At 41.4% G+C, this 26,096-nt stretch carries 24 protein-coding genes, 1 pseudogene and 1 riboswitch; of the genes and pseudogenes, 9 read left to right on the forward strand and 16 right to left on the reverse strand.

Features of this window, described 5'->3' with window-relative positions:
- The first annotated feature begins 278 nt into the window (after positions 1-278).
- From folA to Q4567_RS11325, 4 genes are all read left to right on the forward strand, one after another.
- Positions 279-761 carry a type 3 dihydrofolate reductase gene (gene folA, locus Q4567_RS11310; RefSeq protein ID WP_216049061.1) on the forward strand — a complete coding sequence of 161 codons (483 nt, stop codon included), beginning with the start codon at positions 279-281 and terminating at the stop codon, positions 759-761.
- Between the two features lie 12 nt (positions 762-773).
- The gene (locus Q4567_RS11315; RefSeq protein ID WP_216049060.1) at positions 774-1,259 is read left to right on the forward strand and encodes a GyrI-like domain-containing protein; all 486 of its coding nucleotides are present in this window, start codon (positions 774-776) and stop codon (positions 1,257-1,259) included.
- Positions 1,260-1,352: 93 nt separating this feature from the next.
- Positions 1,353-1,919: an elongation factor P-like protein YeiP gene (yeiP, locus tag Q4567_RS11320; RefSeq protein WP_216049059.1), complete on the forward strand. Its 567-nt coding sequence runs from the start codon at positions 1,353-1,355 to the stop codon at positions 1,917-1,919.
- 27 nt (positions 1,920-1,946) lie between these two features.
- Positions 1,947-3,077: a hypothetical protein gene (locus Q4567_RS11325; protein WP_216049058.1), complete on the forward strand. Its 1,131-nt coding sequence runs from the start codon at positions 1,947-1,949 to the stop codon at positions 3,075-3,077.
- A 31-nt stretch (positions 3,078-3,108) separates the two neighbouring features.
- On the opposite strand, the gene Q4567_RS11330 is transcribed toward Q4567_RS11325, so the two are convergent.
- Together Q4567_RS11330 and Q4567_RS11335 are read right to left on the reverse strand one after the other, a co-directional pair.
- A complete protein-coding gene (locus tag Q4567_RS11330; RefSeq protein WP_216049057.1) occupies positions 3,109-3,684 on the reverse strand; it encodes a TetR/AcrR family transcriptional regulator in 576 nt (191 codons plus the stop codon).
- 89 nt (positions 3,685-3,773) lie between these two features.
- Positions 3,774-4,292: a hypothetical protein gene (locus Q4567_RS11335; protein WP_216049056.1), complete on the reverse strand. Its 519-nt coding sequence runs from the start codon at positions 4,290-4,292 to the stop codon at positions 3,774-3,776.
- 205 nt (positions 4,293-4,497) lie between these two features.
- On the opposite strand from Q4567_RS11335, the gene tpx reads away from it, so the two are divergent.
- Positions 4,498-4,992 carry a thiol peroxidase gene (tpx, locus tag Q4567_RS11340; RefSeq protein WP_303500457.1) on the forward strand — a complete coding sequence of 165 codons (495 nt, stop codon included), beginning with the start codon at positions 4,498-4,500 and terminating at the stop codon, positions 4,990-4,992.
- Positions 4,993-5,260: 268 nt separating this feature from the next.
- Here tpx and rpoS read toward each other — a convergent pair whose 3' ends face one another.
- The 13 genes from rpoS to Q4567_RS11405 form a co-directional block, all read right to left on the reverse strand.
- Positions 5,261-6,247 carry an RNA polymerase sigma factor RpoS gene (rpoS, locus tag Q4567_RS11345; protein WP_303500459.1) on the reverse strand — a complete coding sequence of 329 codons (987 nt, stop codon included), beginning with the start codon at positions 6,245-6,247 and terminating at the stop codon, positions 5,261-5,263.
- Positions 6,248-6,320: 73 nt separating this feature from the next.
- Positions 6,321-7,190 carry a peptidoglycan DD-metalloendopeptidase family protein gene (locus tag Q4567_RS11350; RefSeq protein WP_303500460.1) on the reverse strand — a complete coding sequence of 290 codons (870 nt, stop codon included), beginning with the start codon at positions 7,188-7,190 and terminating at the stop codon, positions 6,321-6,323.
- A gap of 5 nt (positions 7,191-7,195) precedes the next feature.
- Positions 7,196-8,137, reverse strand: a complete 942-nt coding sequence (locus tag Q4567_RS11355) for a DUF368 domain-containing protein (protein WP_303500461.1) — start codon at positions 8,135-8,137, stop codon at positions 7,196-7,198.
- Positions 8,138-8,166: 29 nt separating this feature from the next.
- Positions 8,167-8,805, reverse strand: a complete 639-nt coding sequence (locus Q4567_RS11360) for a protein-L-isoaspartate(D-aspartate) O-methyltransferase (RefSeq protein WP_303500462.1) — start codon at positions 8,803-8,805, stop codon at positions 8,167-8,169.
- Positions 8,806-8,831: 26 nt separating this feature from the next.
- Positions 8,832-9,584, reverse strand: coding sequence for a 5'/3'-nucleotidase SurE (gene surE / locus Q4567_RS11365; RefSeq protein ID WP_303500463.1), 753 nt, complete (start codon positions 9,582-9,584; stop codon positions 8,832-8,834).
- Entirely contained in the window at positions 9,562-10,611 is a 1,050-nt protein-coding gene (gene truD / locus Q4567_RS11370; RefSeq protein WP_303500465.1) for a tRNA pseudouridine(13) synthase TruD, read from the reverse strand. Before truD ends, surE begins: the two co-directional genes overlap by 23 nt.
- Positions 10,608-11,087 carry a 2-C-methyl-D-erythritol 2,4-cyclodiphosphate synthase gene (gene ispF, locus Q4567_RS11375; RefSeq protein WP_216049049.1) on the reverse strand — a complete coding sequence of 160 codons (480 nt, stop codon included), beginning with the start codon at positions 11,085-11,087 and terminating at the stop codon, positions 10,608-10,610. Before ispF ends, truD begins: the two co-directional genes overlap by 4 nt.
- Positions 11,088-11,089: 2 nt before the next feature.
- Positions 11,090-11,788 carry a 2-C-methyl-D-erythritol 4-phosphate cytidylyltransferase gene (ispD, locus tag Q4567_RS11380; protein WP_216049048.1) on the reverse strand — a complete coding sequence of 233 codons (699 nt, stop codon included), beginning with the start codon at positions 11,786-11,788 and terminating at the stop codon, positions 11,090-11,092.
- Positions 11,789-11,907: 119 nt separating this feature from the next.
- Positions 11,908-12,186 carry a cell division protein FtsB gene (gene ftsB, locus Q4567_RS11385; RefSeq protein WP_216049047.1) on the reverse strand — a complete coding sequence of 93 codons (279 nt, stop codon included), beginning with the start codon at positions 12,184-12,186 and terminating at the stop codon, positions 11,908-11,910.
- Positions 12,187-12,274: 88 nt separating this feature from the next.
- Entirely contained in the window at positions 12,275-14,020 is a 1,746-nt protein-coding gene (locus Q4567_RS11390) for a TIGR03545 family protein (RefSeq protein ID WP_303500467.1), read from the reverse strand.
- A gap of 2 nt (positions 14,021-14,022) precedes the next feature.
- Complete coding sequence (locus Q4567_RS11395; RefSeq protein ID WP_216049045.1) at positions 14,023-14,526, reverse strand: TIGR03546 family protein; 504 nt, start codon at positions 14,524-14,526, stop codon at positions 14,023-14,025.
- 193 nt (positions 14,527-14,719) lie between these two features.
- A complete protein-coding gene (gene putA, locus Q4567_RS11400; RefSeq protein ID WP_303500470.1) occupies positions 14,720-18,520 on the reverse strand; it encodes a bifunctional proline dehydrogenase/L-glutamate gamma-semialdehyde dehydrogenase PutA in 3,801 nt (1,266 codons plus the stop codon).
- A 209-nt stretch (positions 18,521-18,729) separates the two neighbouring features.
- Complete coding sequence (locus Q4567_RS11405; protein ID WP_216049043.1) at positions 18,730-19,335, reverse strand: TIGR04211 family SH3 domain-containing protein; 606 nt, start codon at positions 19,333-19,335, stop codon at positions 18,730-18,732.
- Positions 19,336-19,492: 157 nt separating this feature from the next.
- On the opposite strand from Q4567_RS11405, the gene Q4567_RS11410 reads away from it, so the two are divergent.
- The 4 genes from Q4567_RS11410 to Q4567_RS11425 all read left to right on the forward strand — a co-directional run bounded on the left by Q4567_RS11410 (position 19,493) and on the right by Q4567_RS11425 (position 25,558).
- The gene (locus tag Q4567_RS11410) at positions 19,493-20,992 is read left to right on the forward strand and encodes an inorganic triphosphatase (protein WP_303500471.1); all 1,500 of its coding nucleotides are present in this window, start codon (positions 19,493-19,495) and stop codon (positions 20,990-20,992) included.
- A 7-nt stretch (positions 20,993-20,999) separates the two neighbouring features.
- Complete coding sequence (locus Q4567_RS11415) at positions 21,000-22,145, forward strand: helix-turn-helix domain-containing protein (protein WP_216049041.1); 1,146 nt, start codon at positions 21,000-21,002, stop codon at positions 22,143-22,145.
- Positions 22,146-22,478: 333 nt separating this feature from the next.
- Positions 22,479-24,119 (forward strand): acetolactate synthase large subunit, encoded by a 1,641-nt coding sequence (locus Q4567_RS11420; RefSeq protein WP_216049040.1) that lies wholly within the window; start codon positions 22,479-22,481, stop codon positions 24,117-24,119.
- Between the two features lie 8 nt (positions 24,120-24,127).
- Positions 24,128-25,558: an aldehyde dehydrogenase family protein gene (locus tag Q4567_RS11425; protein ID WP_216049039.1), complete on the forward strand. Its 1,431-nt coding sequence runs from the start codon at positions 24,128-24,130 to the stop codon at positions 25,556-25,558.
- A 39-nt stretch (positions 25,559-25,597) separates the two neighbouring features.
- On the opposite strand, the pseudogene Q4567_RS11430 reads toward Q4567_RS11425, so the two are convergent.
- Positions 25,598-25,756 (reverse strand): annotated as a pseudogene (locus Q4567_RS11430) (IS3 family transposase); the annotation flags it as partial.
- 214 nt (positions 25,757-25,970) lie between these two features.
- Positions 25,971-26,093: riboswitch (TPP riboswitch) on the forward strand.
- Positions 26,094-26,096 lie beyond the last annotated feature (3 nt).

Consider the following 26,096-nt stretch of genomic DNA (forward strand, 5'->3'; position numbering starts at 1 on the left):
TCAAATGGTTTATAAGAATCACGATATCTATGTCAGTAGAGCAAAAACTGAACCAAAATTGGAAAATGCTGGTATAGCATAGACTGCAAGTGGCTTAAGGGCTTTTAGATTAAAAAACTACAGAGAGTTGTTCTGAAAATTTTACCTAAGTTGTAACTATTACACGACACATTTAGATATTTAAAAGTGTTAGAATGAAGCAAGTTAACACAACCAATGCGCTACGCATTTTTTAAATTAGTATTGTTTAAAGGCTGTAAATTTATATGGTGATATCAATGATTGCTGCGATGGCAAAGAATCGTGTGATTGGGGCTGATAACAGTATGCCTTGGCACCTTCCGGCAGACTTAGGTCACTTCAAGCGTACGACTTTGGGTAAGCCTGTAGTGATGGGGAGGAAAACCTATGAGTCCATCGGTAAAGCCCTTCCCGGTAGATTAAACATCGTCATTAGCCGTGATTCTGAGTATCAGCTTGAAGATGCTATCGTTGTGTCGAGTTGTGAGGACGCTGTCAAAGCCGCTGGCGATATAGACGAACTGATGATAATTGGTGGCGGTACAATTTACAGTCATTTTTTACCATTATGCCATCGCCTGTATTTGACTCAAATTGACTTGGCCGTGGCAGGAGATACGTATTTCCCTGATTATAATCAGTCAGCTAATTGGGAAGTTATAGAAACGGAGTCTCACTTAGCCGATGAGAAAAATAAGTATAACTATCAATTTCTTACCTTAAATCGTGTAGAGAGTTAATTAGAAGATTATATGCGCCCAGAACTTAATCTCAGTGATGTGGAAATTGTTGAATTTGCCGAGTTGGATATCGCCATTTTAACCCATCGAGGCTCACCGCGAACTTTACCGCTGAGTATTCAAAACTTCGTTGCGTGGCGAAAAGCCAACCAGCTTTCGCCTGTCAACAGTCGTACATTTAATATTATTTATAATGATCCTAGGCAGGCTACTGAAACTGAATATCGTTTCGGATTAGGCGTAGAAATTAAATCGAATTCGTATGCTCTGGCTGAAAATATGCATTTTGAAACCATTCCTAGTTGTCGATGCGCCTATTTTAGACACATAGGGCCAGAACATTTATTGTCCCATAGCTTAGAGTTTTTGTTCACCCACTGGCTTAATGCTACGCAAAATCTCCCTGGGAAATTCCCGCTATTTTTCGAACGTGTCAGCTTCGGACCCCAAGTGTTAGAAACAGAAATGATCACAGATATATATTTACCCTTAAATTAGCCCTAAAAATCGTATTTTAGCGTGCTAATTACTTCTGTGTTTTTACACTTCGTGATACTTTAATAGTAAGCAATTTTTAAGTTGAGCAAAATAATGCCAAAAGCGAGTGAAGTAAAAAAGAATGCCGCAATTGAACATAACGGTAAAGTCTATCTTGTAAAAGATATCAACAAACTTACCCCTAGTGGTCGAGCTGGTGCGAGTTTATACCGTATGCGTCTGTATGAAGTTTCTACCGGGGCAAAAGCTGATGAAAGTTTTAAAGCGGATGAGATGATCAATACTGCTGAGTTCTTCCGTCGTAAAGTCATGTTTTCTTACGTTGACGGTACAGAATACGTGTTTATGGACAGTGAAGATTACACACCATTTTCATTGGACAAAGATACAATTGCTGAAGAGTTGCTGTTTTTTACAGAGGAAACTGAAGGTCTACAGATATTGATTGTAGATGGTAAACCTGTAGGGATAGAACTACCTGCGTCTGTTGAGCTAGTCATTACTGAAACTGACCCGTCGATTAAAGGCGCATCGGCAAGTGCGAGAACTAAGCCAGCGACACTTTCAACTGGGCTAGTCGTTCAAGTACCAGAATATATTGCAGCAGGTGAAAAAATTAAAATTAATACGGCTGAACAAAAATTTACCAGTCGCGCGTAGTTTTGGGTCATAAGCCATTATAATTCGATGAATAAGATAACCAAAATAGCCTCACTTATCGGTGGGGTTATTTTGTGTTTTTTTCTGTTTGATTTCATTACAAATAAGCAAATCCAAAAAAATGACGAGGTTACTTCGTCACTCAAGCCTGAAATTGCCTTTACTACTTCCTCTAATGCTACCCCGTTGAAAAAAAACACTCAGCAAGTTGCCGAACAGCAAATTGCTTCAATCGAGTCTGGGCCCGAAGCCGATCCCAACTATATTGTTGAATGCGATGTGGAGCAAATCACCGACTATCAAGGCATGAGCAATGGGGAAATATTTGCCAGTTTTGACAGTTCCTTGTCAGAACACAAGCAGTTGGCTTATGCGTTATTCTCTGATTTGTCAGAACAAGCCAGTCGACTAGATAAGTTATTCTCGTTCAATCAACGTTTCCCCAATAATTCCCTAGCACTGGAACAAATTCTAGGTTTATGTACAGAAAATAAAGGTCATCAAGGTTGCAATCAGCAACTGGTTGAACAGGCGATTTCTGTTGGAGGGGATAACGCTGCAATGTGGTTCGCTGTTGCTAATTTCCACGCAAGTAGAAATGCTCTTGATTTGGTTAAAGATGCGCTTCGCCAAGTTAATAGCGCTCCGCTATTCGAAGAAAGTTTCGCAGATTATATCGGACTTTATATAGATAGCTTACAAGGTCGCCCAAATGAAAATTTTACACGAAATGCGCTTTCTGCTTTTGGGGCCGCTGCAACGCAACCGAGTTTTTTCAATATTATATCTAAGCTGTGTACCGACAAACCTAAACAGGATGTTGAGTTTTTACAACTTTGTTTATCCTTAGGGCAGACGATGGAATTTCAAGGGAAAACTAATATTACGCAAAATATCGGCATGGCTTATCAAGAAGTGATTTACGAACTTGAGGGTAATGATTTGGCACTAAAGGAGCTAGAGCTAAGAAGGGAAAAACATTTTGAACATTCGATTTTTCTTTTTCATAAGGCGACAAATTTAGCGTTATTTGATCAACGTTTGTTTCGTAGTTGGTTAGAAAATCTGCGAAACTTAGGTGAGCAAGCTGCTGCGCGTTTAGTGATTGAAGAAGCAATTGAGCTATCAAAAAATACCTTCTATCAACCCTGTCCTTAAGGTTGTTGATTCGCCACATTGGGGATTGACGTTAGCCTGCTTTGACCATGTGTAACGCCGCCGCTTTGCATGCTTCAAATTCATATCTAGATTGAGATACCCTGGAGGACACCAAACCTCCTTGCAACAAAGCAAATGCTATTATGGCTAACTCTTCAGCAGACTTATTCGTTATAGCAAATACGCCTTTGTCTCTGCCATTTTGAATCATTTTGGCTAAGGAATGTTGATGCAGATTATATAACTCTTGTACTTTTGATTTTGTCCGTTCGGGAACCGCGTCCCAAGTCGCAGCAAAACTGGCTGCAGGGCATAGTTTTTGTGCCGCTCCAATATGGTTTTCAAACCAATTAACGTAGATGCTTAGTTGATTTTCTACCGGTTCATTTTGAATCTCGAGCAAACTTTGTTGCAGCATTTTCATTAAGCGATCAATGATAGCTTCACTCAGATCTTCTTTGGTTTGAAAGTGATAATAAACACTGCCTTTTTTAATCCCTACACCTAAGGCAAGCGTTTGAAAGGAGACACTAGAAAATGACTTGGTTTGCAATATCTCTTGCGCCAAGTCCATTAAGGCAACTTTTGTCGGATTTATAGTATTCATTCGACTACCTTACGTCAGCTTTTCAGCTGGTTCAACTTTTGTTCGACGAATACTTTAACTGCTTATCACCCGCACAGCAGCAGTGGATTTTAGACGGAAGCTTCTCTGTCTTTTAGTAACGTGAAGGTATAAACGTAACCATATACACCAGTAAAAAAAATACTTGGGGCAACGGTTAACCACAGGTTGGGAGTTTGATTCAACCAATTTACTGTTATAGCAATAGTGGCCTGAACCAATAAGGGAAGAATAGGTGCTAAAAGTGTACCTGGTACCATAGTACCACTGGCTTTTTGCGCAGATAGATTCAATGCAGCGTTAAAGGTCTTAAAGATAGCAATGTTCTGGGTTGTTTTAGAATGTACTGTACAGATAATTGGTACAACAAAAATAAGCGAAAAACTACTTTGTCCAAATTTCTGCACTGATTTTTCTAATGCAAAGGTGAAAAGTAAGGTGATAGTCGCGCTCAGCGTGCCCTGAACGATAGCCGACCTTAATACTAAACTAGAATCCTCAGAGACCATATTGTTGGCCCAATAGGTCCAAGCAAAATAAAACACAAAAGAGATGAGTGCAGATAAAACTAAGCGTAAATTTGATGACATAGGTAACCTTTGTTTGTGCGAAACCAAAGAATGAGTCCTTAGTCACGTATAAATTCGACTGTGCATTACTAACTGTATTATCGGCTAGTTGGAATCTTAGACCTGCAAAATCATATTTCTATTTCATAGCAATGATCTTTTGCCTCAATAGATGACTATACTGTAGTCTATTGTGAAATAAATCCTCAATAAAATGGAGAGTTAGATGGCAACTGTTACATTACAAGGCAATTCTTTTGAAACTGTTGGTGAATTACCAGCAGTAGGAAGCAAAGCACCAGATTTCAACTTAGTTAAAGTTGATTTATCATCTGCTACCTTAGCGGATTACGCGGGTAGTAAAGTTATTCTAAATATATTTCCGTCTGTCGATACTGGCACATGTGCTACCTCTGTTCGCAAATTTAATGAAAAAGCTGCTGATCTGGATAACACCAAAGTGATTTGTGTTTCAGCAGATTTACCCTTTGCTGCGGCTAGATTCTGTGGTGCAGAAGGTATTGAAAATGTTATTACCGGTTCTAGTTTCCGTGGCTCTTTTGGCGATGATTATGGTGTCGCATTTAAAACGGGTCCACTAGCGGGTTTATTATCTCGTTCAGTGGTGGTTATCGATGCTGATGGTACGGTAATGTTTACTCAACAAGTAGCTGAAACAACTGACGAGCCTGATTACGACGCGGCATTAGCAGCACTATAGTTTGGTTAATTAACCAACCCCTAAGCCGGTGTTTAAGGGCAGGTTAAGCGAAAAATTTCGGCCTGAAACAAATCGTTGCAGGCCGCATCTTTAGCTCTAAGGTTAATTCGTAGGTTACTACGAATAAGCCCCCCGCAATACAGAATGTCCTTATAGGCAGTTGCTTTGGCGTCGTATGATGGCTAAGTAGCTGCAGTGAAATACAGCGAAGAGACAGAAAACAAAAAAGACGTCAATTTTGACGTCTTTTTAATTACTATTTTGATGTTTAATCATCTTTGTTAAACAGCGCTTCTAGATTTAATCCTTGGTGTCCTAACATATCCCGTAAGCGTCGTAATGCTTCAACTTGGATTTGTCTTACCCTTTCTCTGGTGAGACCAATTTCAGCGCCAACATCCTCTAATGTAGAAGGTTCGTATCCCATCAATCCAAAGCGTCTAGCTAAGACTTCACGTTGTTTGGGGTTCAGTTCTTCTAACCAACGAATGATGCTACATTTGATATCTTTATCTTGTAAATCTTCTTCTGGACCGTAACCTTTTTCATCAGCAATGATATCTAGTAGTGCTTTATCATTCTCACTTCCAATTGGTGTATCAACAGATGTGATTCTTTCGTTTAATCGCAACATTTTAGTTACGTCTTCAACGGGTTTGCCAAGTGAATCTGCAATTTCATCTGCAGTAGGTTCATGATCTAGTTTCTGAGCGAGCTCCCGTGATGCTCTGAGATAAACATTTAATTCTTTTACCACATGGATAGGTAATCGGATAGTTCTGGTTTGGTTCATGATCGCTCTTTCGATGGTTTGTCTTATCCACCAAGTAGCGTAGGTTGAGAAGCGGAAACCGCGTTCAGGATCAAATTTTTCTACAGCTCGAATTAGTCCTAGATTACCTTCTTCAATTAAATCTAATAAAGCCAATCCACGATTGTTGTAACGTCTTGCTATTTTAACGACCAAACGTAAATTACTCACAATCATGCGTTTGCGAGAGGCTTCGTCTCCCTTTAAAGCGCGTCGTGCAAAATACACTTCTTCTTCTGCTGACAACAGAGGTGAAAAACCTATTTCACCCAAATACAACTGCGTGGCGTCCAAGTTTTTCTGGATTTCTTCTTGGCCAGCCAGTATTTCTTCCATGGGATCTTTCTCATCATCGGCTTCAATTTCTGCTAATTCCGAGTCGAGTTCTTTTTCGTTTACAATCGGCTCAGCCAAATTTACAACGATGGTATTTTTGTCACCCATATACAATTCTCCTAAAAGATTTTATTTAGTCCACATTTCTCCTATAGGCCTTTCTAATTATTATTTATTGTTATTATCTACTAGGTAAATACTTCAATGGGTCAACAGACTTGCCCCTGTACCTAACTTCAAAACGAAGCTTAACTTTGTCGGTACCTGTACTTCCCATGGAGGCTATTTTTTGCCCCGCCTTAATCCACTGTTGTTCTTTTACAAATACAGCATCATTGTGCGCATAAGCACTCAAAAAAGACTCAGAATGCTTAATTATGATCAACTGACCATAACCTCTCAAAGCGTTCCCAGTGTATACAACTTTGCCATCAGCGGCGGCAACGACTTGGTCACCTTTAGAACCCCTGATTTCAATACCCCGACTGCCTTGCTCTGAAAGCGAAAATTTAGTTGCTAATTTCCCTTTTGCAGGCCAAATCCATTTTTCTATTCTACTAGGGAATTCAATGGTTTCTGACCGCTTGTAAGGTTTGTTAACATCTTTGTTACTTTCACCATACGCTTGCTTTCGTGGTGGGTCAACTGTCCTGTTTGTTTTTGTTTTGGTGGTCTGACCAGGTTGGTTATTTACTCTTTTTTGAACTGCTTTAGGTGGCGTTTTTAAGACTAATTCTTGCCCTGGATAAATTGCATAGGGCTTTCTTATGTTGTTTTGTGAGGCGATATCTCTGTAGTCATTTCCAGAAAACCAAGCGATTGAAAATAAAGTATCGCCTTTTTGGACAATATACTTGCTGCCTGTGAATCCGTTCTTTTCAAAGTCGCGATAATCTTTCCCTTGGTAGAGTTCGATCACTGGGGCAGGGGTAGAGCGGTTGGAGCAGGCGGATACAAAGACAATTGTTAGACTAAGAGGTAAGATGAAAGCTAGCGCTGAGAAATGTTCTCGCCTTATGTTATTTGCCCATAAACTCGCCAGCTTCTGCATCTGAATTAATCCGGTTTGGTCCCCAACTTTTCTAGAAAAACAACCATAATAGCGCCGATAAGCATCAAAGAGATTGCAGGTATCAGTTGCGCTGGTAGTCCACTGGCAGCCTCATAAGTGGCGGGTAACACGTTGTTCTCTACTAAAGGAATAACTTTTCCGTGACGATTGACCACGCTCTCCACAACTAGTTTCCATGGCCATACTTTGTTTAAAGAACCTAACATAAAGCCCCCAAGTAAGGCCAATGTCATCGTTTTATGTTTTTCAAACATCCAGTGTAAAACTCGAGAAAATGACAATAGACCAACCACACAGCCGCCAGCAAACAGGGCTAGGGTACCAATTTGAAAGGACTTTACGGCAGAAAGAATGGGCATGTACATGCCTAACAATAATAGAATAAAGCTGCCCGATATGCCTGGAAGTATCATTGCACAAATTGCGATCATGCCTGATAGGAATACCATAAGACTGGTAGCTTCAACATGTGTTGGGGTTATAGTAGTGATGTAAAAAGCCGAGATAGCCCCGCAAAGAAAAGCAACTAATATGCTAGCACGCCATTTGTCGATATGTCGCACTACCGACCAAACTGCGGCCAAAATTAAGCCAAAGAAAAATGACCAGAGTAAACTAGGGTAGCTATCGAGTAAAAATATAACAAGGTGTGAGGCGCTAATCACGCTGACTAGAATGCCACCAAAAACACACGCTAGAAAAGCGCCATTGATATGTTGCCAAGCGGCTAAGATTCCTTGTTTAAATAAGATGCTTAGCGCTTCAGGTCCACATTGCTTCAAAGAATAGATTAATTCTTCATAAATGCCTGTCATAAAAGCGATAGTTCCGCCAGACACGCCTGGAATAGCGTCTGCAGCTCCCATCAGAGCACCTTTTAACCCTAGGCCAACAAACTGCTTAGTGTTTCTACTAATTGGTTTCACTAATTTACTTCCTTGGTAATTGACAAACCTTAAATGATATCGCCGGCGACGAGTGGAACAAAACGCACAGATTCCACAATCGTGGTATTGAACTCATCTTTATTACGCACGACCACATGTAGTTTTTGATCGTCGGTTCCAACGGGAATCACTAACATGCCGCCATCATTCAGTTGTTGATAAAGTTCCGTCGGCATATGACTAGCCGCTGCGGTAACGATAATTCCGTCAAAAGGACCTTTATTTGCCCAGCCTTTCCAGCCGTCACCATGTTTCATCGATACGTTGTGTAAATCCAATTGATTCATTCTGCGTTTAGCTTGGAACTGTAAGGCTTTAATTCGTTCAACACTAAACACTTTATTGAACAATTGCGCCAAAATAGCGGTTTGATATCCTGAGCCTGTGCCAATTTCTAATACTGAATGGTTTTGAGCATCAGAACTAAGCAAAAGTTCGGTCATTTTAGCGACTATGTAGGGTTGTGAAATGGTTTGCCCTTGGCCAATCGGTAATGCCGTGTTTTCATAGGCTTTATGATGCAATGCATCTGGCAGAAACAATTCTCGAGGTGTTGCGGCAACGGCCTGCAATACTCGTTGTTCCTGTATTCCTTCAGCATGTATCAATTGAGCTAAAGATTGACCTTTTCTAGTGGCGCGTTTCATGTGATTCCTTGTACTTCATCTTATTGTTATGTGATTTCTATATCTAACCATTTTTTCATGTCATTTAGACTATTGTAAGCTGTCATATCTACACTCAAGGGAGTGACAGAGCAACGGTTCTGCGCCACAGCGTAAAAATCGGTTCCCGGGCCTGCGTCTTGTTCTTGGCCTATTGCGCCATACCAATAAACGTCCTGACCCTGAGGGTCTTTATCTTTTACCATGCTTTCAGCCCGATGGCGACGCCCTTGACGAGTCACTTCGATGCCTTGCAGAGCTTGGTAGGGAACATCGGGTACATTAATATTAAGAATTTGGTCTGCCGGCAATGGATGTTTGTGCAAACGCTGAATAATTTCTACTACTACTTTGGCTGCTGTTTCAAAGTGTTTACATTCGTGACTTGCTAGTGACACTGCGATAGCAGGTAAACCCATGAATCGCCCTTCTGTTGCCGCCGCGACTGTGCCTGAATAGATAACGTCATCACCTAAATTGGGGCCATGGTTGATCCCAGAAACAACCAAGGTGGGGTCTTTTGCTAGAAACTGGTTAATGCCCAAATGCACACAGTCAGAAGGTGTTCCGTTAACTGCGTAAAATCCGTTATTTTGTTTTTCGATTCGCAACGGTTTTCGTATCGATAGGGCATTACTAAACGCGCTGCAATTTTCCTCCGGCGCGATCACTGTTACATCATAGAGTTCACTTAAATGGGCGTATAAGGTTTCTAAGCCTTCGGCAAAAAAACCATCATCATTGCTCAGCAGTATTTGCATTTATTAACTCTCTTAATACTGACGTTGCAAAGCATCCTGCAGGCAACGAAAATTGTATATTCAGCGTATCTGAGCTAATTTGCCACTGTAAATTTTGTGGTTTCAAGCAAATAGCTCGACGCTCCTGTTTTAAGCCCAATGCCGCAAGTAATTGACATACGTTGAGTTGTTGCTTTGCGACTTGTTGCTCAAATTCTTTTACTTGACCTTCGGTGGTTAGCTCACCGGTTCCCCACATTGGCGCAGATAATACAATATCATTTTTTTCTAAGCGCAACCGCGTCTCGGGATCTATTTGTCGGGCAATAAAAAAACTATTGCTGCCAGTTAAAATACAGGCCTCGCCAGGTAGTGGTGTAGCATAGGTTTTTTGCAATAACCGTTGGTGTATAAATTCGTTGAATAACCAAGAACGTAACGCTGAAATTGCCATTGAGCGCTTATTTCGATTGCGAATGGTTTCACCGTTTAGCATCGTTTGTGCTAGTAATAAATTTCCCCCCGCCTGATGATGGCGAGATTCACCAAAACGCTGGGCGCCAAAATAATTCGGTACACCATTTTGCTGAATATACTCTAATCTTTGGGTTAACTGTGAAGTATCTGTTATCTCGCGTACAACTAGTTCAAAGCGATTACCTGTTAACGCCCCAACTCGCAGCTTCTTGTTGTGTCGTTGAGATTCAAGGATACGCAAACCATCTAATTGTAAGTCTTGCCATTCAAAGGTTTGTTTCCCAGGGGCGTGAACACCGAACCATTGCTGGGTTAATGCGTGTTTGTCTTTGCGCCCAGCATAAGTAATAGCGCGCAAAGGAAGACCGCAAAATTTGGCTAACTGTTCCGCGACAAAAGCGGTGTTTAAACCTTCTTTTTGCACCCACAAATGAATATGCTCACCTTCACCTGTCAGTTCGTATCCGAGTTCTTCACGTACTACAAAATCAGCGAAACTCGATTTAATTGTACCCGATGCGGTTGGTGCCGATTGTTGATGCAGCCAGTGCTCAGTGCCCAAAGCAATCATGTATTGGCTACTTGCAATAACACTACAGCGTGGCAGGCTATGCCTTCTTTTCGACCAGCAAACCCGAGTTTTTCAGTGGTTGTGGCTTTCACATTCACTTGTTCAATATCCACTTGCAAATCGCTACAAATATTCTGCCTCATGGCGGAAATATGCGGCGCCATTTTGGGTGCTTGTGCCACAATCGTCATATCTAAATTAGCCAATTGATAGCCTTTTTGGCGAATCAGGTCATATACATGTTTTAGTAATTCTCGGCTATCTGCACCTGCATAAGCTGAGTCTGTGTCGGGGAAATGCTTGCCAATATCACCTAAGGCGCAGGCCCCTAATAAAGCATCACACAAAGCGTGTAGCGCAACATCACCGTCGGAGTGTGCGACCAAGCCCATTTCATAATCGATGAATTCACCACAAATGACTATGGGGCCTTCACCACCAAATTTATGTACGTCGTAACCATGACCAATTCGCATTGCTATTTTTCCTGAGATAAATAAAACCTCGCCAATGCTAAATCATTGGGACGGGTTATTTTAATATTGCGTTCGCTTCCCTCAACTAAATTAACCGGCCATCCAGCCCATTCCATCGCCGACGCTTCATCGGTGATAGTCACACCTTGCTCTAGTGCTTCAGTGAGTGATTGTCTAAGTTGCTTAAGTGCAAAAAACTGCGGTGTTAAAGCATGCCATAGCCCATCTCTATCGACGGTTTTAGCGACACGATTTGGATGCGCTTGTTGAGCACGTTTCATCGTATCTTTAACCGTATTCGCGAGTATGCCTCCACCATTATTCTTCTCGTAAAGACTGAAAAGTTGGTCCAAATCAGCATGACTTACACAAGGGCGAGCGGCATCGTGAACGGCAATCCAATCTGCATTATTGACTGCGCGTAAACCGGCCAACACTGAATCTGCACGCTCTGAACCTCCGTCCACTCTCGTTATCCATTCTTGCTGACTTAAGGGTAGCAAGTCAAAATAAGGATCCTGCGGATCCAGTGCGATAACAATATGGGAGACTCTAGGATGGGTAATTAACTTTTCAACAGTGTGTTCCAACACAGTTTTATCGCCAATTTTCAAATACTGCTTGGGTTTGTCTGCCTGCATGCGTTTACCGACTCCTGCTGCAGGAACAATTACGCTAAAACTGGGGAAATGTTGAGTCATGGATTCATAAGTCGTTTGCAGTTTAAGTTCGCACTAGTTTGAAATCTATTATGTAGATTTCAAACCAACAAATTTTATATTTTCAATAAATTAGAGTCGGCAGCTTTGCTTTAACTCATTTAATCTTGAGCTGGCAGAATGCGGTAAAATGTCTCACCTTGTTTAATCAATCCTAGCTCATTTCTGGCCCGCTCTTCCATCGCATCGACACCTATTTTAAGGTCGTGAATGTCGGCTAAAAGCAAATTGTTGCGCTGGATTAAATCAGCATTTCTGGCTTGTTGTTCTTCGACTAACTGTTTAATTTCAATATAATCGGGAATACTGTTTTTACCGAACCAAAGACGATATTGCAGTAATAAACATAAACTCACGAGAATTAACGTGATCCATTTCATATTTGTCTGCCCTCGCCACTGCAATAATGTCAATATTATGCCGAGAATCCACAGCCAAAGCCAGCACTAACCCACCATGGAATGATAACTAGTTGCCGAATAATTTATCTTTTAGTTTATCTTTGAGCTTATCTTTTTGTTTTTCAAGGACGTTATTAAACTGCGCGTTTAACATTTCTTCCATGCTGCCCAAATCGCCATCCGACACACTCTGCCAATCAATCCATTGAGTTAATTGGGCATTTTTGTCGCCTAAAACATTTTGTGCTTTACTATCAAGTTTAGTGCGCAATTCTCCTAGTTTAGAGGTTTGGTCAGCAGTCAGGTTGGTTAACATGGTTTTGCCAATTTGCTGATCTAAATCGGAACTAAAGGAAACATCGGGATGCTCGAAACTGCCAGCAATCTTGGTATTAATGTTAAGGTTGCTCAAGCCGGTTAGGGTTTCTGCGATCACTTTTGTTAGGTTATTGGTGCCTGTTGCGGCCATGCTCAATTGCTTGAAGTCAATGTTACCCGTGCCTTTCATTATGCCATTGGCAACGGCTAAATTACCGCTACTGCCCATTAACGCACTTTCAACTTTGGTTGATAGCTTTTGTTCTTCTAGCAGCGCAATTTCCTGCAGTTTAATGCCTTTCAGATCCCACTCCTGACGTGCAACCATACCGAGATCTGAAAATTCAAAATCTCCGTCTACTTTCAACGATTGCCATAACGAACTCGTGCTTGAATCAATCTTAAAAGTAGTTGGTTGGCCTATTCTGTTATGTTGGTGGGTGATGTTTAACCATTTAGAAGCAATGGTTTCTTGTTGCCATGTAAGGGAAATGTCTGCTTTTTTAACCCAGATGTCTGGGAGTTCAGCGGCATCAGCAAATTCAATCCACTTACCTTCGGCGCGCTGCTGCTGCTGTTCGCTTTGAGCATTGCCCATTAATGGCGCGGCGATTTGGTATGCACTTAATAGATAGTTGCTCCAAACGGCGGCTTTATCGCCAAGGATCATTCGAGTAACGTCTTGAATTGCGCCTTGCTCACCGGCAATCAAATTTTGTAATTGCTTATAATCTTGTCCTGGAGCAGATTTCAGTTCGGCTAACTTGGGAGATAAATCTTTTTGTGCAGCTTTTACTGCCTCGTTGAAGGCCTCAATCTTTTGTTTATCTAGGTTGATTTCTTCCCGTAGGGCATCGAATTGTTTTTTAGCGGCAGCAAGTTTAATTGGATCTTTATAATCTGTTTGGGTAAGAGACTCTATTTCAGTTTTGTAATCTTGAAGTTTCTCTTTACTAGGAAGTTCAGCATATTTTGCTTTTACGTTTTCACTGTGTAGAGCGTATGAGTTCTGAACTTCTTCTATGGCTTTGTCTGTTTTCAAAGGTGAACGGGCTAATATTTCGTCGACACTGGGAATATTTTGCGGATCAACAATCGATTTGGCTCCCGCTTCAATACGTGAAACGTTATAAACACTACCTTCAGTTTCTCTTGGTTGACTAAAAGCCACTCCAGAGATAGTCATATCGTCGATGATAATTTTGTTTAATAACAGCGGCGCTAACTCGATTTGTGCGGTTAGTTTGTCTGCTTGAACTTGGTTATGAGTAGGTTGATTCGGATCGGTTAATTGTATATTTTCAAAAGTAACCCCAAATGGCGAAAAGCTGTGAGATACAGATTCGATATTCACTTCTGCACCTGTGACTTCTTCCAAACCAATGGTCGTTGCCAGTTTTATCCATGTATCTAAAAAAAGAATCAAAATAGCGCTTATTAAGCCTACTATCGCTATAAAGCCTACCAGTCCTTGCCAACGAATAATTTTATTCATGATTAACCTCCAAAGCGCTGATACATTTGATACACACGGCTACCTTTGATGATTTGTAATATTCGCCATTGTTCGACCCATGCTAAAAAGTGTTCACGGTATTTGACGACTAATATACGACTCACAATAAGTACCAAAGGTGATAATGCCAAACTCAGCGCCAGACTGCCCATGGTCAAGGTGTTGTAGAACTGACTTAGCCGGCCAAATCCAGTGTTATAAAAACTCGTCCATATGCTCTGTAAATTTTCGCTGGTTAAAATGGCTTCGCCGATGTTCATCATCATCGGATCGAGTATTAGCGCTAATGCTGAAAACACGCCCCAGGAAAGGATAAATGTGGAAAGGTTGACTCGACAAAATAACACCACAAATAAAATGATCAGATTGTGCAGTTTAATCAGTGGGGTTAGACCGAAAATCATTCCTAACATAATGCCAAAGGCTAGGGACCAAGGGCCGGCATCTGAATGTAAGGCCTTCAATAATTTTGCGAAAACAAACACGTGCAAACTCCTTGTATGAATAATAATTTTCGATTGAAAGTGCAATCACACAAACTAGGCTGTCACTAGAGTGAATATAGCAGCCAAGCTAAAAATGCAATAACTGAGTAAAAATAACCCAGAAAACCTGTGAGACAGGGCTCACAGGTTTGGGTTCATTGTTTTTTGTGATAATTATGCCGCAAATAGCAAATTAATCATCTGACTCTTCTAAGGTCATTAGCTTAGTGTTACCGCCAGATGCAGTGGTATCGATACTAATGGTTTTTTCAGTTAATAACCGTTGAATAAGATTGTCAGAATACTCAGAAGTGATGACAGGTAAAATAGCGCCTTCACGCTGAGCCAATTTTTGCGCCAAATACGCCTTGCTATGACTTTGACTATCTATTACCACACCGGCAAGTTGCGGCGCATCTAATAGCGCTTGCAAATGGGATAATTTAGCTACCTGAAGTACCGCTTCTGGTGCGCCAATTGAACGCCATTTGTTAACGAATTCGGTGGCTTCATCGTAAAACAAATCAGAAACAACCGCGATTACTACGTTACCTGTAGCCAACGCAGTTACAATAGATAATGCCCAATATTCAAATGTTACCTGCTCATCGGCATAACATAACAGCACTCCTCTTGGTTCTAGATAGAGGGTATTGGATTCACCTGTTGGTCCTGGCAACTCAGTAGGCGCTTTGAGCATTTTTTGAATTTTAATCAGTTGAGCTCTAGAAACCGCTAAAGTTTGATCTAAATCTTCAGCCAAATCATCGAGAATATCGACTCTTGCTAGCTTAGCAAGTAGCTGTCGAACCCAAGAAATACGAGAAGTAAGATTAGTCGAACGCCAATCAAATTCTGCCTCTGCGGCATTATTCATTATTTTCAGCGCACCGCTTTCATCAATCCCTGATGCTTCAAAAACTTGTTGAATTTGTAATTCATCTTTGACTTCACTCTTCAACGGAGTGGCTTTTTCGATCATCAATCTAGGTAGATAATTAGGGCCACCTGCTTTAGGTCCAGTGCCGGACAGTCCTCTGCCGCCAAAAGGTTGAACACCAACAATCGCACCAATCATATTGCGGTTGATGTACACATTACCTGCACGGGACAAGCGACCTAATTCCATGGCCTTTTCATCAATTCTTGAGTGCACGCCCATGGTTAAGCCAAAGCCTGTTCCATTAATTTGTTGAATGACATTAAGGGTGTCTTTTTCTTTAAAGCGAACAATGTGCACACAAGGACCAAACACTTCTCGGGTTAACACATCGATGTTATCAATTTCATATAATTTAGGTGTGAAATAGAAACCGTTTTTACAATCTTCCGGCAAAGGTGCGTCGTAAAGTAACTTCGCTTTTCCTTGCATATCAATAACATGCTGCTGCAGACTGTTTAGCGCTTTTTGGTCAATAACAGGACCAATATCCGTAGATAGCATGGATGGGTCGCCGACTCTTAGCTCTTGCATGGCACCAATTAACATTTCAATAATGGTATCGGCAATGTCTTCTTGTAAAAATAATACTCGCAATGCGGAACAGCGTTGTCCGGCACTTTGAAATCCAGATGCGATAACATCATCAATAACTTGTTCTGGCAGCGCTGTTGAATCAACAATCATGCAGTTTTGACCACCAGTTTCTGCAATCAGTGGCACCTGTTCAGTGCCTCTGTTAGCTAGTTCTTTGGCGATTAAGCTACCGGTTTGCGTTGAGCCGGTAAATATCACTGCTTTAATCCGTGAATCAGGGAGTAGCACATCGCCAATAACCGGACCTTTATTCACAAGGGTTTGCAATGTACCTTTTGGAAGTCCAACGTTTTCCATCAGTTCCACCGCTCGAATGGCGATCAAACTGGTTTGTTCTGCAGGTTTGGCGAGTACCGTATTTCCTGTAACCAAAGCCGCAACTACTTGCCCTAAGAAAATGGCTAACGGGAAGTTCCAAGGGCTTATGCACAGCACTACACCCCGAGGGCTAAGTCGATTATCTTCAGATAACTCTTCAGCTCTTGCTGCATAATAGCGACAAAAATCAACGGCTTCACGAATCTCATCGATGGCGTCTTGGGCTATTTTCCCCGCTTCTTTTAAGCATAATGCCATTAATTCATCGGAGTTACGCTCAAGTGCGTCAGCAGTGCGTCTTAATACTTCTGCTCTGGTTTCGACGGGCGTGTTTGACCACTTTTGAAAAGCGCGTTCGGCTAATTCCAACTTATGTTTTATTTGCTCAGGTGAGTCATACACCAAGTGGCCGATAGCTTCATCTTGCTTGGCTGGATTTCGAACCACATGGATGGTCTCATTTTCTTCTGGCTGAGCAACACAATTTTCTGACTGCCAACGATCAAGGGCTAATTTAAGCGGCGCAATATGATTGATATCGGTTAAATCTAGGCCTTTCGAATTAGCCCGTTCAGCACCGTATAAATCTATCGGTTTAAGAATTTGCTGGTTATATTTGAATTTTAATCGTTGGGTTTTTTCAACCGGATCTTCGAGCAAGTCTTCAACCGGTTTGCTGTCATCTACAATGGCGTTTACAAACGATGAGTTAGCCCCATTTTCCAATAGTCTTCTGACTAAATAGGCTAACAAATCTTCATGTTCACCAACGGGAGCGTAAACACGACATTGTACTTTTTCTTCAACCACAATTTGGTCATATAAACTATCGCCCATGCCATGAAGACATTGGAACTCGAAACCTTCTTTATCGTCTCCAGCCAGTTCTAGAATAACCGAAGCTGTGTATGCGTTATGCGTAGCAAATTGCGGGTATATGGTGTCTTTGTAAGCTAACAAGCGGTTTGCACAGGCGTGGTATGAAACATCTGTGGATGATTTACGAGTAAAGACCGGAAAGTGTTCCAAACCAGCTTGTTGGGCATTTTTTATTTCCGTATCCCAATAGGCACCCTTCACTAGTCGTACCATCATAGTGCGACCCGTTTTTAAGGTTAAGTCTCTGAGCCAATCAAGTACATATAAAGAGCGTTTCTGGTATGCCTGAACAGCTAAACCGAAGCCGCTCCAATCACCTAAATCTGGATCTGAAAATACTTTTTCAATGATATCTAACGAGATATCTAAACGATCTGCTTCTTCTGCATCTACCGTTAAACCAATGTCATAATCTTTGCACAACATACATAGTTGTTTTAAAAGTTTAGGAATGACCTCCAACACTTCTTCACGATTGGTAAATTCATAACGAGGATGAATGGCTGATAATTTTACTGAAATACCCGGGCTGCGCTTAGGCCCCTTTTTGTTGGCAGCTTTACCAATTGCATGAATAGCTTCTTCATAAGCATCGTAATATGCCTGAGCGTCCTTAGCGGTGCGCGCCCCTTCACCAAGCATGTCATATGAATACACATAACCTTGTTGTTCTTTTTCGGCTGCCCGTTTCAATGCATCATCAATGTTTTCACCCATGACGAACTGTTTGCCCATTACCTTCATCGCAATGTTCATGGCTTTACGAATTACCGGCTCACCCATTTTTCCAAGGGTTTTTTTCAATAGACCGATGCTGTTGCGTTTACGATGATCGGTATATGAGACCATGTTGCCCGTTAGCAACAAGCCCCAAGAAGAAGCGTTCACAAAAATCGAATCACTGGTGCCTAAGTGTGAACTCCAAGCACCTTTTGAAAGTTTGTCACGGATTAACGCATCTTGTGATTTTTTATCGGGCACCCGCAATAGTGCTTCTGCTAAACACATCAGCACGACGCCTTCAGCCGTCGACAATGAATATTCATTTAGCAGCGCATCTACACCGCCGTGTCCCTCTTGTTCACGGCGTATACGCAAAACCATTTTTCGAGCACGTTCCCAAGCCCGACTGCGGGCTCCGACAGATACTTCTGCATCAGGCAGAATATGATCCACAGCCAAATTTTCGTCTATACGATAAAAATCTCTTATCTTTTGTCGAATTGGACAACTAGTAACCAAATTACCTTGAAAAAGCATACTGTACCTCCGTTAAGGGATTAGCGATTAATAATCGGGCGAGTGTATAGATTGATAGAGTGTAAATACAGTCAAAATGTAGACGTGTTTATACCACTTTGGAAGAAGAAGCGTCGGTTCGATACTAAAAGGATATTACGCTGAAGATTGGCGTTGGGATCAAACATCAATGCACTCCGTTTGAGGAGTGCATTTTTCATACTAAATAATTACATCCATTGGTCACTGCGTTTACGCTTTTTCGGTAAATAGGCAATGATTACACCCAGCAGAATACTCACTAACGCGATAATGCCGCCTCGAGTGAACCACTTCATTTGGGCACTTTGATCTAGCATATCTAGTTCTCTTTGCAGTTTCTGAGTTTCTTTCTTTTGACTTTCTAAGTCTTTAACTAACACCTTGTTTTGGCTAGTTAAATCAGAAAGCTGCTGACTCAATAAATCATTTGATTTGTTAAGTTGCGCAATTTGAGAGGTAGATTGTTTGGCACTCTGTTGCAGTCCGGGAACGAGTTCACGAATGCTTTGTTCATTGCTAACATACTGAGATTCTACCCACCCAGTGCGCTGTTTATCATCGATCACTTCGGTGAATCCAGTCTCTTTATTCTCTTGTAAAACCGTAATACGTGTACCGGCTGTAATCGAGCCTAGAATACGGTAATTCCTAGTCGGACCGGTATGCATAAATGCAGATAGGTCGTCAGTGATATAGCGAATATCACCAGAGCTGTCGTTAGGTTCTTGCTGTGCACTTACGTTGCTAATTGCCAACGTGAAAATAATAAAAATTGTGGTTGAAAGCTTGCCCATAATTCATCAATGTTAAATATAAATTTAGACAAATGGTATGGTCTTGTATTCCCAAAGGCAAGTCATGGTTTGATTGATTGCCTTGGTTTGTTGTTCGGAGTATTGTTTATGCCATTGATTACCCGCTAATTTATCCTCTCATTGGACATGTGTTTTAATGGAAAAAGAAATTGAATTAAAGTTGTTATTGCCCGATGGCATTGACGAATCTGACTTATTATCGACCTTGGGACAGTTTTCAGCGAATATTGAAACGTCCGAATTTACCTTGTTTAATCAATACTTTGATACTCCTGAATGGTTGTTAAGTGCGAATGGCATAGGGTTACGGGTTCGAAGTAGTGATAAAGGTATTGAACAAACGGTTAAGACTGCTGGCAAAAGTATCGGCGGTTTGCATCAGCGCCCTGAATATAATGTTTCCATAGATTCATTGTCTCCCTCTTTAGAATTATTTGATCCCAGTATTTGGCCTCGAGATATTTCAGTTGCTGAACTACAAGAAAAGATCATCCAGATTTTTCACACTGACTTTAAACGTAAAGCCTATTTACTGCGGTTATCCGACGGCACTGATGTAGAATTGGTGTTGGATAAAGGCTCAGTAAGCACTGCCGATAATAGCGCCGACATTTGTGAAATAGAGTTGGAACTGAAAAGTGGTGATGTTGCCGTGTTATTTGATATCGCAGAAAAAATGGCAACTTTAGCACCTAGTCAATTGTGTAATTTAAGTAAAGCAGGGCGCGGCTTTACCCTTGCCCGTAATGCTCTTTCGCCAGAACCTCAAAAAATTAGCAGTGTCACTTTATCAGATTCGGATGATTGTGAAAGCGGCTTTATTAAAGGCTTAGGCTACGCGTTGTCGTTCTGGCAAAAAGCTGAATATCGCTACATGCAAACCAAAAAAGTCACTGATTTAATTGATATATACGTAGGTTTGCGATTAACCAGAGATTGTGTGCACATATATTCCAAAGCGCTCCAATGCAAAGCCATAGAAGATCTCAGCAGAGCGCTTAACTTGCGGTTAAATAAGTGGGCTTGGATTGAACAGTTAAAAAGTATTCGAGCGTTACGTTCAAAACGCGGAATGTATAGTAAACGTTTAGCTCAGCATGATGCATTGGTCAGTTATTTACGAGGATTACAAGATGGAACACTAAATCTATCTCGTCCCCATTATTTAATTACCCACCAAGATAATTCGTTATTGCAACTTGGTTTATCGCGACTACTTGTGACTTGTCCTTGGCGACAAAAATCTGATGCCCACACTAAACCGCTAAAAGAACATGCAGAGGCAGTTTTGCAGCAAAAATGGCAGAGCGTATTGGCTGGTATCAACGCCGAAGTTGGCAGCATGGAAGAGTATCTGCAACATTATGAACAGTTACTTAGTGCGTTAAACACTGATTTGCTGTTAGGGTCGTGTTTGGATAACTATCGACGCCAGCCATTTCTTGATCCTTGGAGCGATGTGTTGGAGGGCATACAGGAATTACGCAAACTCAATGTGTTTCAAACCAAGCTATTGGATTCAGATGTGGAAGATAAATCTGAGCTTTTGCAATGGAGTGAGGTTAAGAAAAACAGTCTTCTGACCGTTATAGAGTTAAGTAAAGGAGTGGCAATGTCTATGGAAACATATTGGTGAATACGTAATGGGTGATATGAGTCTCTATCAAATCGCGATTAGCTCAATGCTAGTTGGCTGGTTTATTGGGCTTATTTTAGTCTGGGTTCGTTACGAGCAATTTCCCCACGCCAAATTAATTTTAACCGCCATCTTGGTGTGGCCATTGCTACTTTTAGACGAGTGGTTAAAGTTATCAGGATATCAATCTCAACTTAATTTTTTGGTAGGCTCCTCGCCATTCTTTTCGGCGTTAATCATTGCCTGTTTAGTACTGAGTATCCGACAACTTACGTTGGCAAAGTTTGCCAATAATAATGTCCTATTTTTTATACCCACAGTGCTGCTTTTAGCTGGGCAGTTACCACTTTGGTTAGCACCAACGGAGCTCAGAATTGGGATGCTACAGTCGCCGCCGATGGGTGACATATTGCTAAATTGGCCGTTCTATGCGACCTATTTATTCAGCGCCTTCGTGACATTAAGTTTTGCGGTTCACGCCGCTGAATACCTTGCTTCTTATCATTATTACTTATCAGATCAAGTAGTTGATATCGATATTTTCGAAATGCGTTTTACCAGCAACGGCTGTTATGTATTAATGTTTACCGCATTTTTATCTATTTGTGTCATCGGCTTAGCCGCCTTTGATTTGTTGCCTATCATTGTGCAATGGCAAACCTTAGTGAATATGCTAAATGCGACTGGATGTTTGTATTTGATATTACTTCTGGTGCAAAACCGAAAATACTCTCCCACACCTTTTGCCTATTCACAAATGGATAAAGGGAACTACTCTGAGGATCAGCTCAGGCATACTTTAAAACAAGCGGAAAAAGCGATCATTCAGCATAAAGCCTATAAACGCAAAGGACTTCGTATTAAACAGGTTGCAGACGCAGCACAAGTAGAACCCGCAGCCTTAGCATTGGCCACCAGATTCGTGTTGAAACGAAATTTTCGTGCATTTGTCTATCATTATCGATTGGAATACGCGAAAAAGGTGCTTATGCGCACTGATCAAAAGGTGACTAGTGTGGCCAAGCGACTAGGGTTTAATTCCGAAAAGTACTTGAGCAATGTATTTGTTAGATACATAGGCTTAATGGGCAATCGAGATAAAAACAAAAGTGCAGGACCTGTCAAAGTCAATCCACCTAAGACCGCAAAGTAACTCGCCTGACAATCTGTTTTGTGGTTTTTTTCGTTTGATATAATTAATCGATTAAAGTAATCACATTTAAACATTTAAGTTCAATCAGTTCTGTGTGTACACTCAATCTTGTTTTTGAGAATAATTACGAAAACCAACATTTAATGAGATCTACTACAAAATAACGAGTAGTCGTTCGAGTGACAATCAATCAGCTATGCTGAACAATCTCGAACCCTTAAAGCGTTAAATCTGAATGGCTGGAAAATATCTGTTATTTAGCTTGATGGGAATGATGGACTATCTTTAAAGATTTACACTAGTAGTTCTTGCCAATAATCTAATGGGAAAAATATGAAAGCATCAGATTTATTTGTACAAGCATTAGAAGCGGAAGGGGTCGAATACGTATTCGGTATCCCTGGCGAAGAAAACCTCGATTTATTAGAATCCTTAAGAAAGTCACCTATCAAACTAATTCTTACCAGACATGAGCAAGGTGCAGGCTTCATGGCCGCAACATATGGCCGTTTAACTGGAAAAGTCGGTGTGTGTTTATCCACCCTTGGCCCTGGTGCGACTAACCTAGTGACACCAGCAGCTTATGCGCAACTTGGTGCTATGCCGATGTTGATGATTACTGGCCAAAAACCAATTAAAACCAGTAAACAAGGTCGCTTTCAGGTAATAGATGCGGTTGATATGATGCGTCCTTTAACCAAATACACCACCCAAGTGGTGAGTGGTGATCGCATTCCATCCATAGTTCGTGAAGCATTTCGATTGGCCCATGAAGAGCGTCCTGGTGCTGTTCACATTGAATTGCCGGAAGATATTGCCGCTGAAAAAACCAACGCAAAATTAATCAAAGCTAGCGCCGTAAGACGTCCCATCGCTGAAGATAAGTCGATTGACGGTGCGGTTAACATGATAGAGACAGCTAAGTCACCGGTTTTACTCATTGGTGCTGCTGCAAACCGTAAACTCACCGCTAAGATGCTCAAAGAGTTTGTTGAAAAAACCGGTATTCCTTACATCACCACACAGATGGGGAAAGGGGTTTTAGATGAAAGCGGTAAATTGTTCATGGGCAATACCGCATTATCCGATGGTGACTTTGTACACCGAGTGATTTCACGCGCTGATTTGATCATTAACGTCGGTCATGACGTGGTAGAGAAGCCGCCATTTTTCATGGGTAATGATGGCAAAAAAGTCATTCATATTAATTTCGCCTCCGCTGCGGTTGATCCTGTGTATTTCCCTCAATTGGAAGTGGTCGGTGATATTGCCAATAGCATTTGGCAAATTAAACAAAAAATTACGCCATCCAATAATTGGAAACTTGATTTTTATAGCGATGTTCATGATGCATACATTGCTCATCGTAAAGTGTCAGAAGATGATGACCGTTTCCCTATATTGCCGGAACGTTTTGTACGAGATATTCGTACCGCAATGCCAAAAGACGGCATAGTGACCCTCGATAACGGCGTATATAAAATTTGGTTTGCTAGGAACTATCCTGCTTATCTACCCAATACATTGTTGCTTGATAATGCTTTGGCAACAATGGGGGCAGGGCTGCCGTCAGCTATGGCGGCTAAGATTGTAAACCCCGATAAATCGGTTATTACCGTGTGTGGTGATGGTGGTTTCATGATGAATAGTCAAGAAATGGAAACCGCAGTGCGCCTTAAATTGCATATAGTGGTGATTATTTTACGTGACGATGCGTATGGAATGATCAAATGGAAACAAGCGCATATGGAGTTTGATAATTTTGGTTTGGATTACGGTAATCCCGATTTTGTTAAATACGCTCAAAGCTATGGTGCCAAAGGCTGGCGGATTGATTCAGCCGAAGAATTGTTACCAAGAGTACAGGCTTGTTTAGCTGAGCCAGCTGTACATCTAATTGATGTGCCTGTTGACTATTCTTTGAATGACCAAACATTAAATAAAACCATTCGCGAACTTAGCCAAAAACTATAGGAACAACCATGTTACAAAAAGCTTATCCTTATTATTTAGCGAATAAAGCCGTTTATGCCAATCAAGATTTAGTTGTAACTAACAAGTACACAGGCGAAGCTGCTACTACAGTGGCAATGGCCAAAGCTGATGTGATTGACCAAGCAATTGAAGCTGCAGATAAAAGCCAAGCTGCGTTAACGGCAATGAAGCCATACGAGCGTCAAGCGATATTAAATCACTGTATAAAACGTTTTGAAGAGCGCTTTGAAGAGCTGGCATATGCTTTGTGTATTGAAGCCGGTAAGCCAATTAAAGATGCTCGAGGCGAAGTGACGCGCTTAATTGATACTTTCCGTATTGCGGCCGAAGAATCCGTCAGAATCAGTGGCGAAGTGATGAATTTGGAAATTACCCCTCGCGCCAAAGGCTATCAGGGGATGTATAAAAAAGTTCCGATTGGTCCATGTTCATTTATTTCCCCGTTTAACTTTCCGTTGAATTTAGCGGCTCACAAAGTTGCTCCTGCATTGGCTGTTGGTTGTGCTTTTGTGTTGAAACCAGCAAGTCGCACGCCATTAGGTGCATTGATTATTGGCGAAATCTTGGCTGAAACTGATTTGCCAGAAGGTGCGTTTTCAATCTTGCCTTGTAGTCGTGACGGAGCTGATCTGTTTACAACCGATGACAGATTTAAGTTACTTAGTTTCACCGGTTCTCCTGATGTGGGTTGGGATCTTAAAGCTCGCGCAGGCAAGAAGCCGGTAATACTTGAACTAGGTGGTAACGCTGGTTGTATTGTTGATCATGATACTGATTTAGATGATGCCATTGAACGCATTGTATTTGGAGCTTATTACCAGTCTGGTCAAAGTTGTATTAGTGTGCAGCGAGTATTAGTGCATGAATCTATTTATGCTGATTTTAAAAAGCGTTACGTCGAAAAAGTCGCGAATTTGGTGCATGGCGATCCGCTAAGTGAAGATACATTTATCGGCCCTATGATTTCAGAATCTGAAGCAACTCGTCTTGATGATTGGATTGCCGAAGCCAAATCTAAAGGTGCTAGTGTATTATGTGGTGGCAAACGTGACGGAGCTATGCTGCAGGCAACTGTCTTAGAAAACGTACCAAGCGATGCCAGCATTAGCGCTGATGAAGCCTTTGGCCCAGTGTCAATTATCGCTCCTTTTAGTGATTATGACGATGCTCTAGAAGAAATTAACAATAGCCAATTTGGCCTGCAAGCGGGTGTTTTCACGCGAGATATCTATAAAGCGCATAAAGCATGGGATGTGTTAGATGTTGGTGGTGTCGTAATTGGTGATGTTCCAAGCTGGCGAGTAGACAACATGCCATATGGTGGTGTTAAAGAGTCTGGATTAGGTCGTGAAGGTATTCGCTTTGCTATTGAAGACATGACAGAGCTACGTTTGATGGTATTGAGAACGCCTCAATAATTGTATAATTAAGTGACTAGTCCTGAAATAGGTTGATTCTTATTTCATTTGAAACGCCCGGTGAATTTCATCGGGCGTTTTGTATTTAACGGCCAAGTGTCGTCGTCGACTATGCTATGTCTCAACAAGTTCAGCCAGCATAACCTTTGCTTGCTCGAGATTTTGTGGTTTGTAGAGTAATAATTCGCCTTTCCCATTTGGTCGACAACCGCCAATTTAAAACCGCGGAAATAGTCACCTCGAGTAGTCTTAACGGGAATTTCATTGCACTGTCCCAAACCAATTCGAAAAGTGTCAACAGTATTTAGGACGGCTCACACAGCGTAACCCTAACTTCGCCGTTGTTTTTGGAAGGGAAGTTTATTACTCGCTGGTTCTACTTGTTAAATCAAATGAATGTGTTTATATTACTGCACTCTTGTCGGAGTGCTAGCACGATTTAGTTGACTAAGTTGTGTGGGCTGAGACCGTTTATTCGGGATCCGTTGAACCTGATCGGGCTAGTACCCGCGAAGGAAACAAGCGTAACGCTGTAACC

This window comes from Aliiglaciecola sp. 2_MG-2023 (genome assembly GCF_030548145.1).
Lineage (GTDB): Bacteria > Pseudomonadota > Gammaproteobacteria > Enterobacterales > Alteromonadaceae > Aliiglaciecola > Aliiglaciecola lipolytica_A.

What these genes read in the sequence shown, in the direction of transcription:
- ispD (WP_216049048.1), bottom strand. Translation starts at nt 11,788, where the DNA reads ATGACTCAACATTTCCCCAGTTTTAGCGTAATTGTTCCTGCAGCAGGA.
- putA (WP_303500470.1), bottom strand. Translation starts at nt 18,520, where the DNA reads ATGCTTTTTCAAGGTAATTTGGTTACTAGTTGTCCAATTCGACAAAAG.
- Q4567_RS11420 (WP_216049040.1), top strand. Translation starts at nt 22,479, where the DNA reads ATGAAAGCATCAGATTTATTTGTACAAGCATTAGAAGCGGAAGGGGTC.
- Q4567_RS11325 (WP_216049058.1), top strand. Translation starts at nt 1,947, where the DNA reads ATGAATAAGATAACCAAAATAGCCTCACTTATCGGTGGGGTTATTTTG.
- truD (WP_303500465.1), bottom strand. Translation starts at nt 10,611, where the DNA reads ATGATTGCTTTGGGCACTGAGCACTGGCTGCATCAACAATCGGCACCA.
- surE (WP_303500463.1), bottom strand. Translation starts at nt 9,584, where the DNA reads ATGCAAATACTGCTGAGCAATGATGATGGTTTTTTTGCCGAAGGCTTA.
- rpoS (WP_303500459.1), bottom strand. Translation starts at nt 6,247, where the DNA reads ATGGGTGACAAAAATACCATCGTTGTAAATTTGGCTGAGCCGATTGTA.
- Q4567_RS11390 (WP_303500467.1), bottom strand. Translation starts at nt 14,020, where the DNA reads ATGAATAAAATTATTCGTTGGCAAGGACTGGTAGGCTTTATAGCGATA.
- folA (WP_216049061.1), top strand. Translation starts at nt 279, where the DNA reads ATGATTGCTGCGATGGCAAAGAATCGTGTGATTGGGGCTGATAACAGT.
- Q4567_RS11335 (WP_216049056.1), bottom strand. Translation starts at nt 4,292, where the DNA reads ATGTCATCAAATTTACGCTTAGTTTTATCTGCACTCATCTCTTTTGTG.
- Q4567_RS11410 (WP_303500471.1), top strand. Translation starts at nt 19,493, where the DNA reads ATGGAAAAAGAAATTGAATTAAAGTTGTTATTGCCCGATGGCATTGAC.
- ispF (WP_216049049.1), bottom strand. Translation starts at nt 11,087, where the DNA reads ATGCGAATTGGTCATGGTTACGACGTACATAAATTTGGTGGTGAAGGC.
- Q4567_RS11315 (WP_216049060.1), top strand. Translation starts at nt 774, where the DNA reads ATGCGCCCAGAACTTAATCTCAGTGATGTGGAAATTGTTGAATTTGCC.
- ftsB (WP_216049047.1), bottom strand. Translation starts at nt 12,186, where the DNA reads ATGAAATGGATCACGTTAATTCTCGTGAGTTTATGTTTATTACTGCAA.
- Q4567_RS11405 (WP_216049043.1), bottom strand. Translation starts at nt 19,335, where the DNA reads ATGGGCAAGCTTTCAACCACAATTTTTATTATTTTCACGTTGGCAATT.
- Q4567_RS11350 (WP_303500460.1), bottom strand. Translation starts at nt 7,190, where the DNA reads ATGCAGAAGCTGGCGAGTTTATGGGCAAATAACATAAGGCGAGAACAT.
- Q4567_RS11415 (WP_216049041.1), top strand. Translation starts at nt 21,000, where the DNA reads ATGGGTGATATGAGTCTCTATCAAATCGCGATTAGCTCAATGCTAGTT.
- Q4567_RS11360 (WP_303500462.1), bottom strand. Translation starts at nt 8,805, where the DNA reads ATGAAACGCGCCACTAGAAAAGGTCAATCTTTAGCTCAATTGATACAT.
- tpx (WP_303500457.1), top strand. Translation starts at nt 4,498, where the DNA reads ATGGCAACTGTTACATTACAAGGCAATTCTTTTGAAACTGTTGGTGAA.
- Q4567_RS11425 (WP_216049039.1), top strand. Translation starts at nt 24,128, where the DNA reads ATGTTACAAAAAGCTTATCCTTATTATTTAGCGAATAAAGCCGTTTAT.
- Q4567_RS11330 (WP_216049057.1), bottom strand. Translation starts at nt 3,684, where the DNA reads ATGAATACTATAAATCCGACAAAAGTTGCCTTAATGGACTTGGCGCAA.
- yeiP (WP_216049059.1), top strand. Translation starts at nt 1,353, where the DNA reads ATGCCAAAAGCGAGTGAAGTAAAAAAGAATGCCGCAATTGAACATAAC.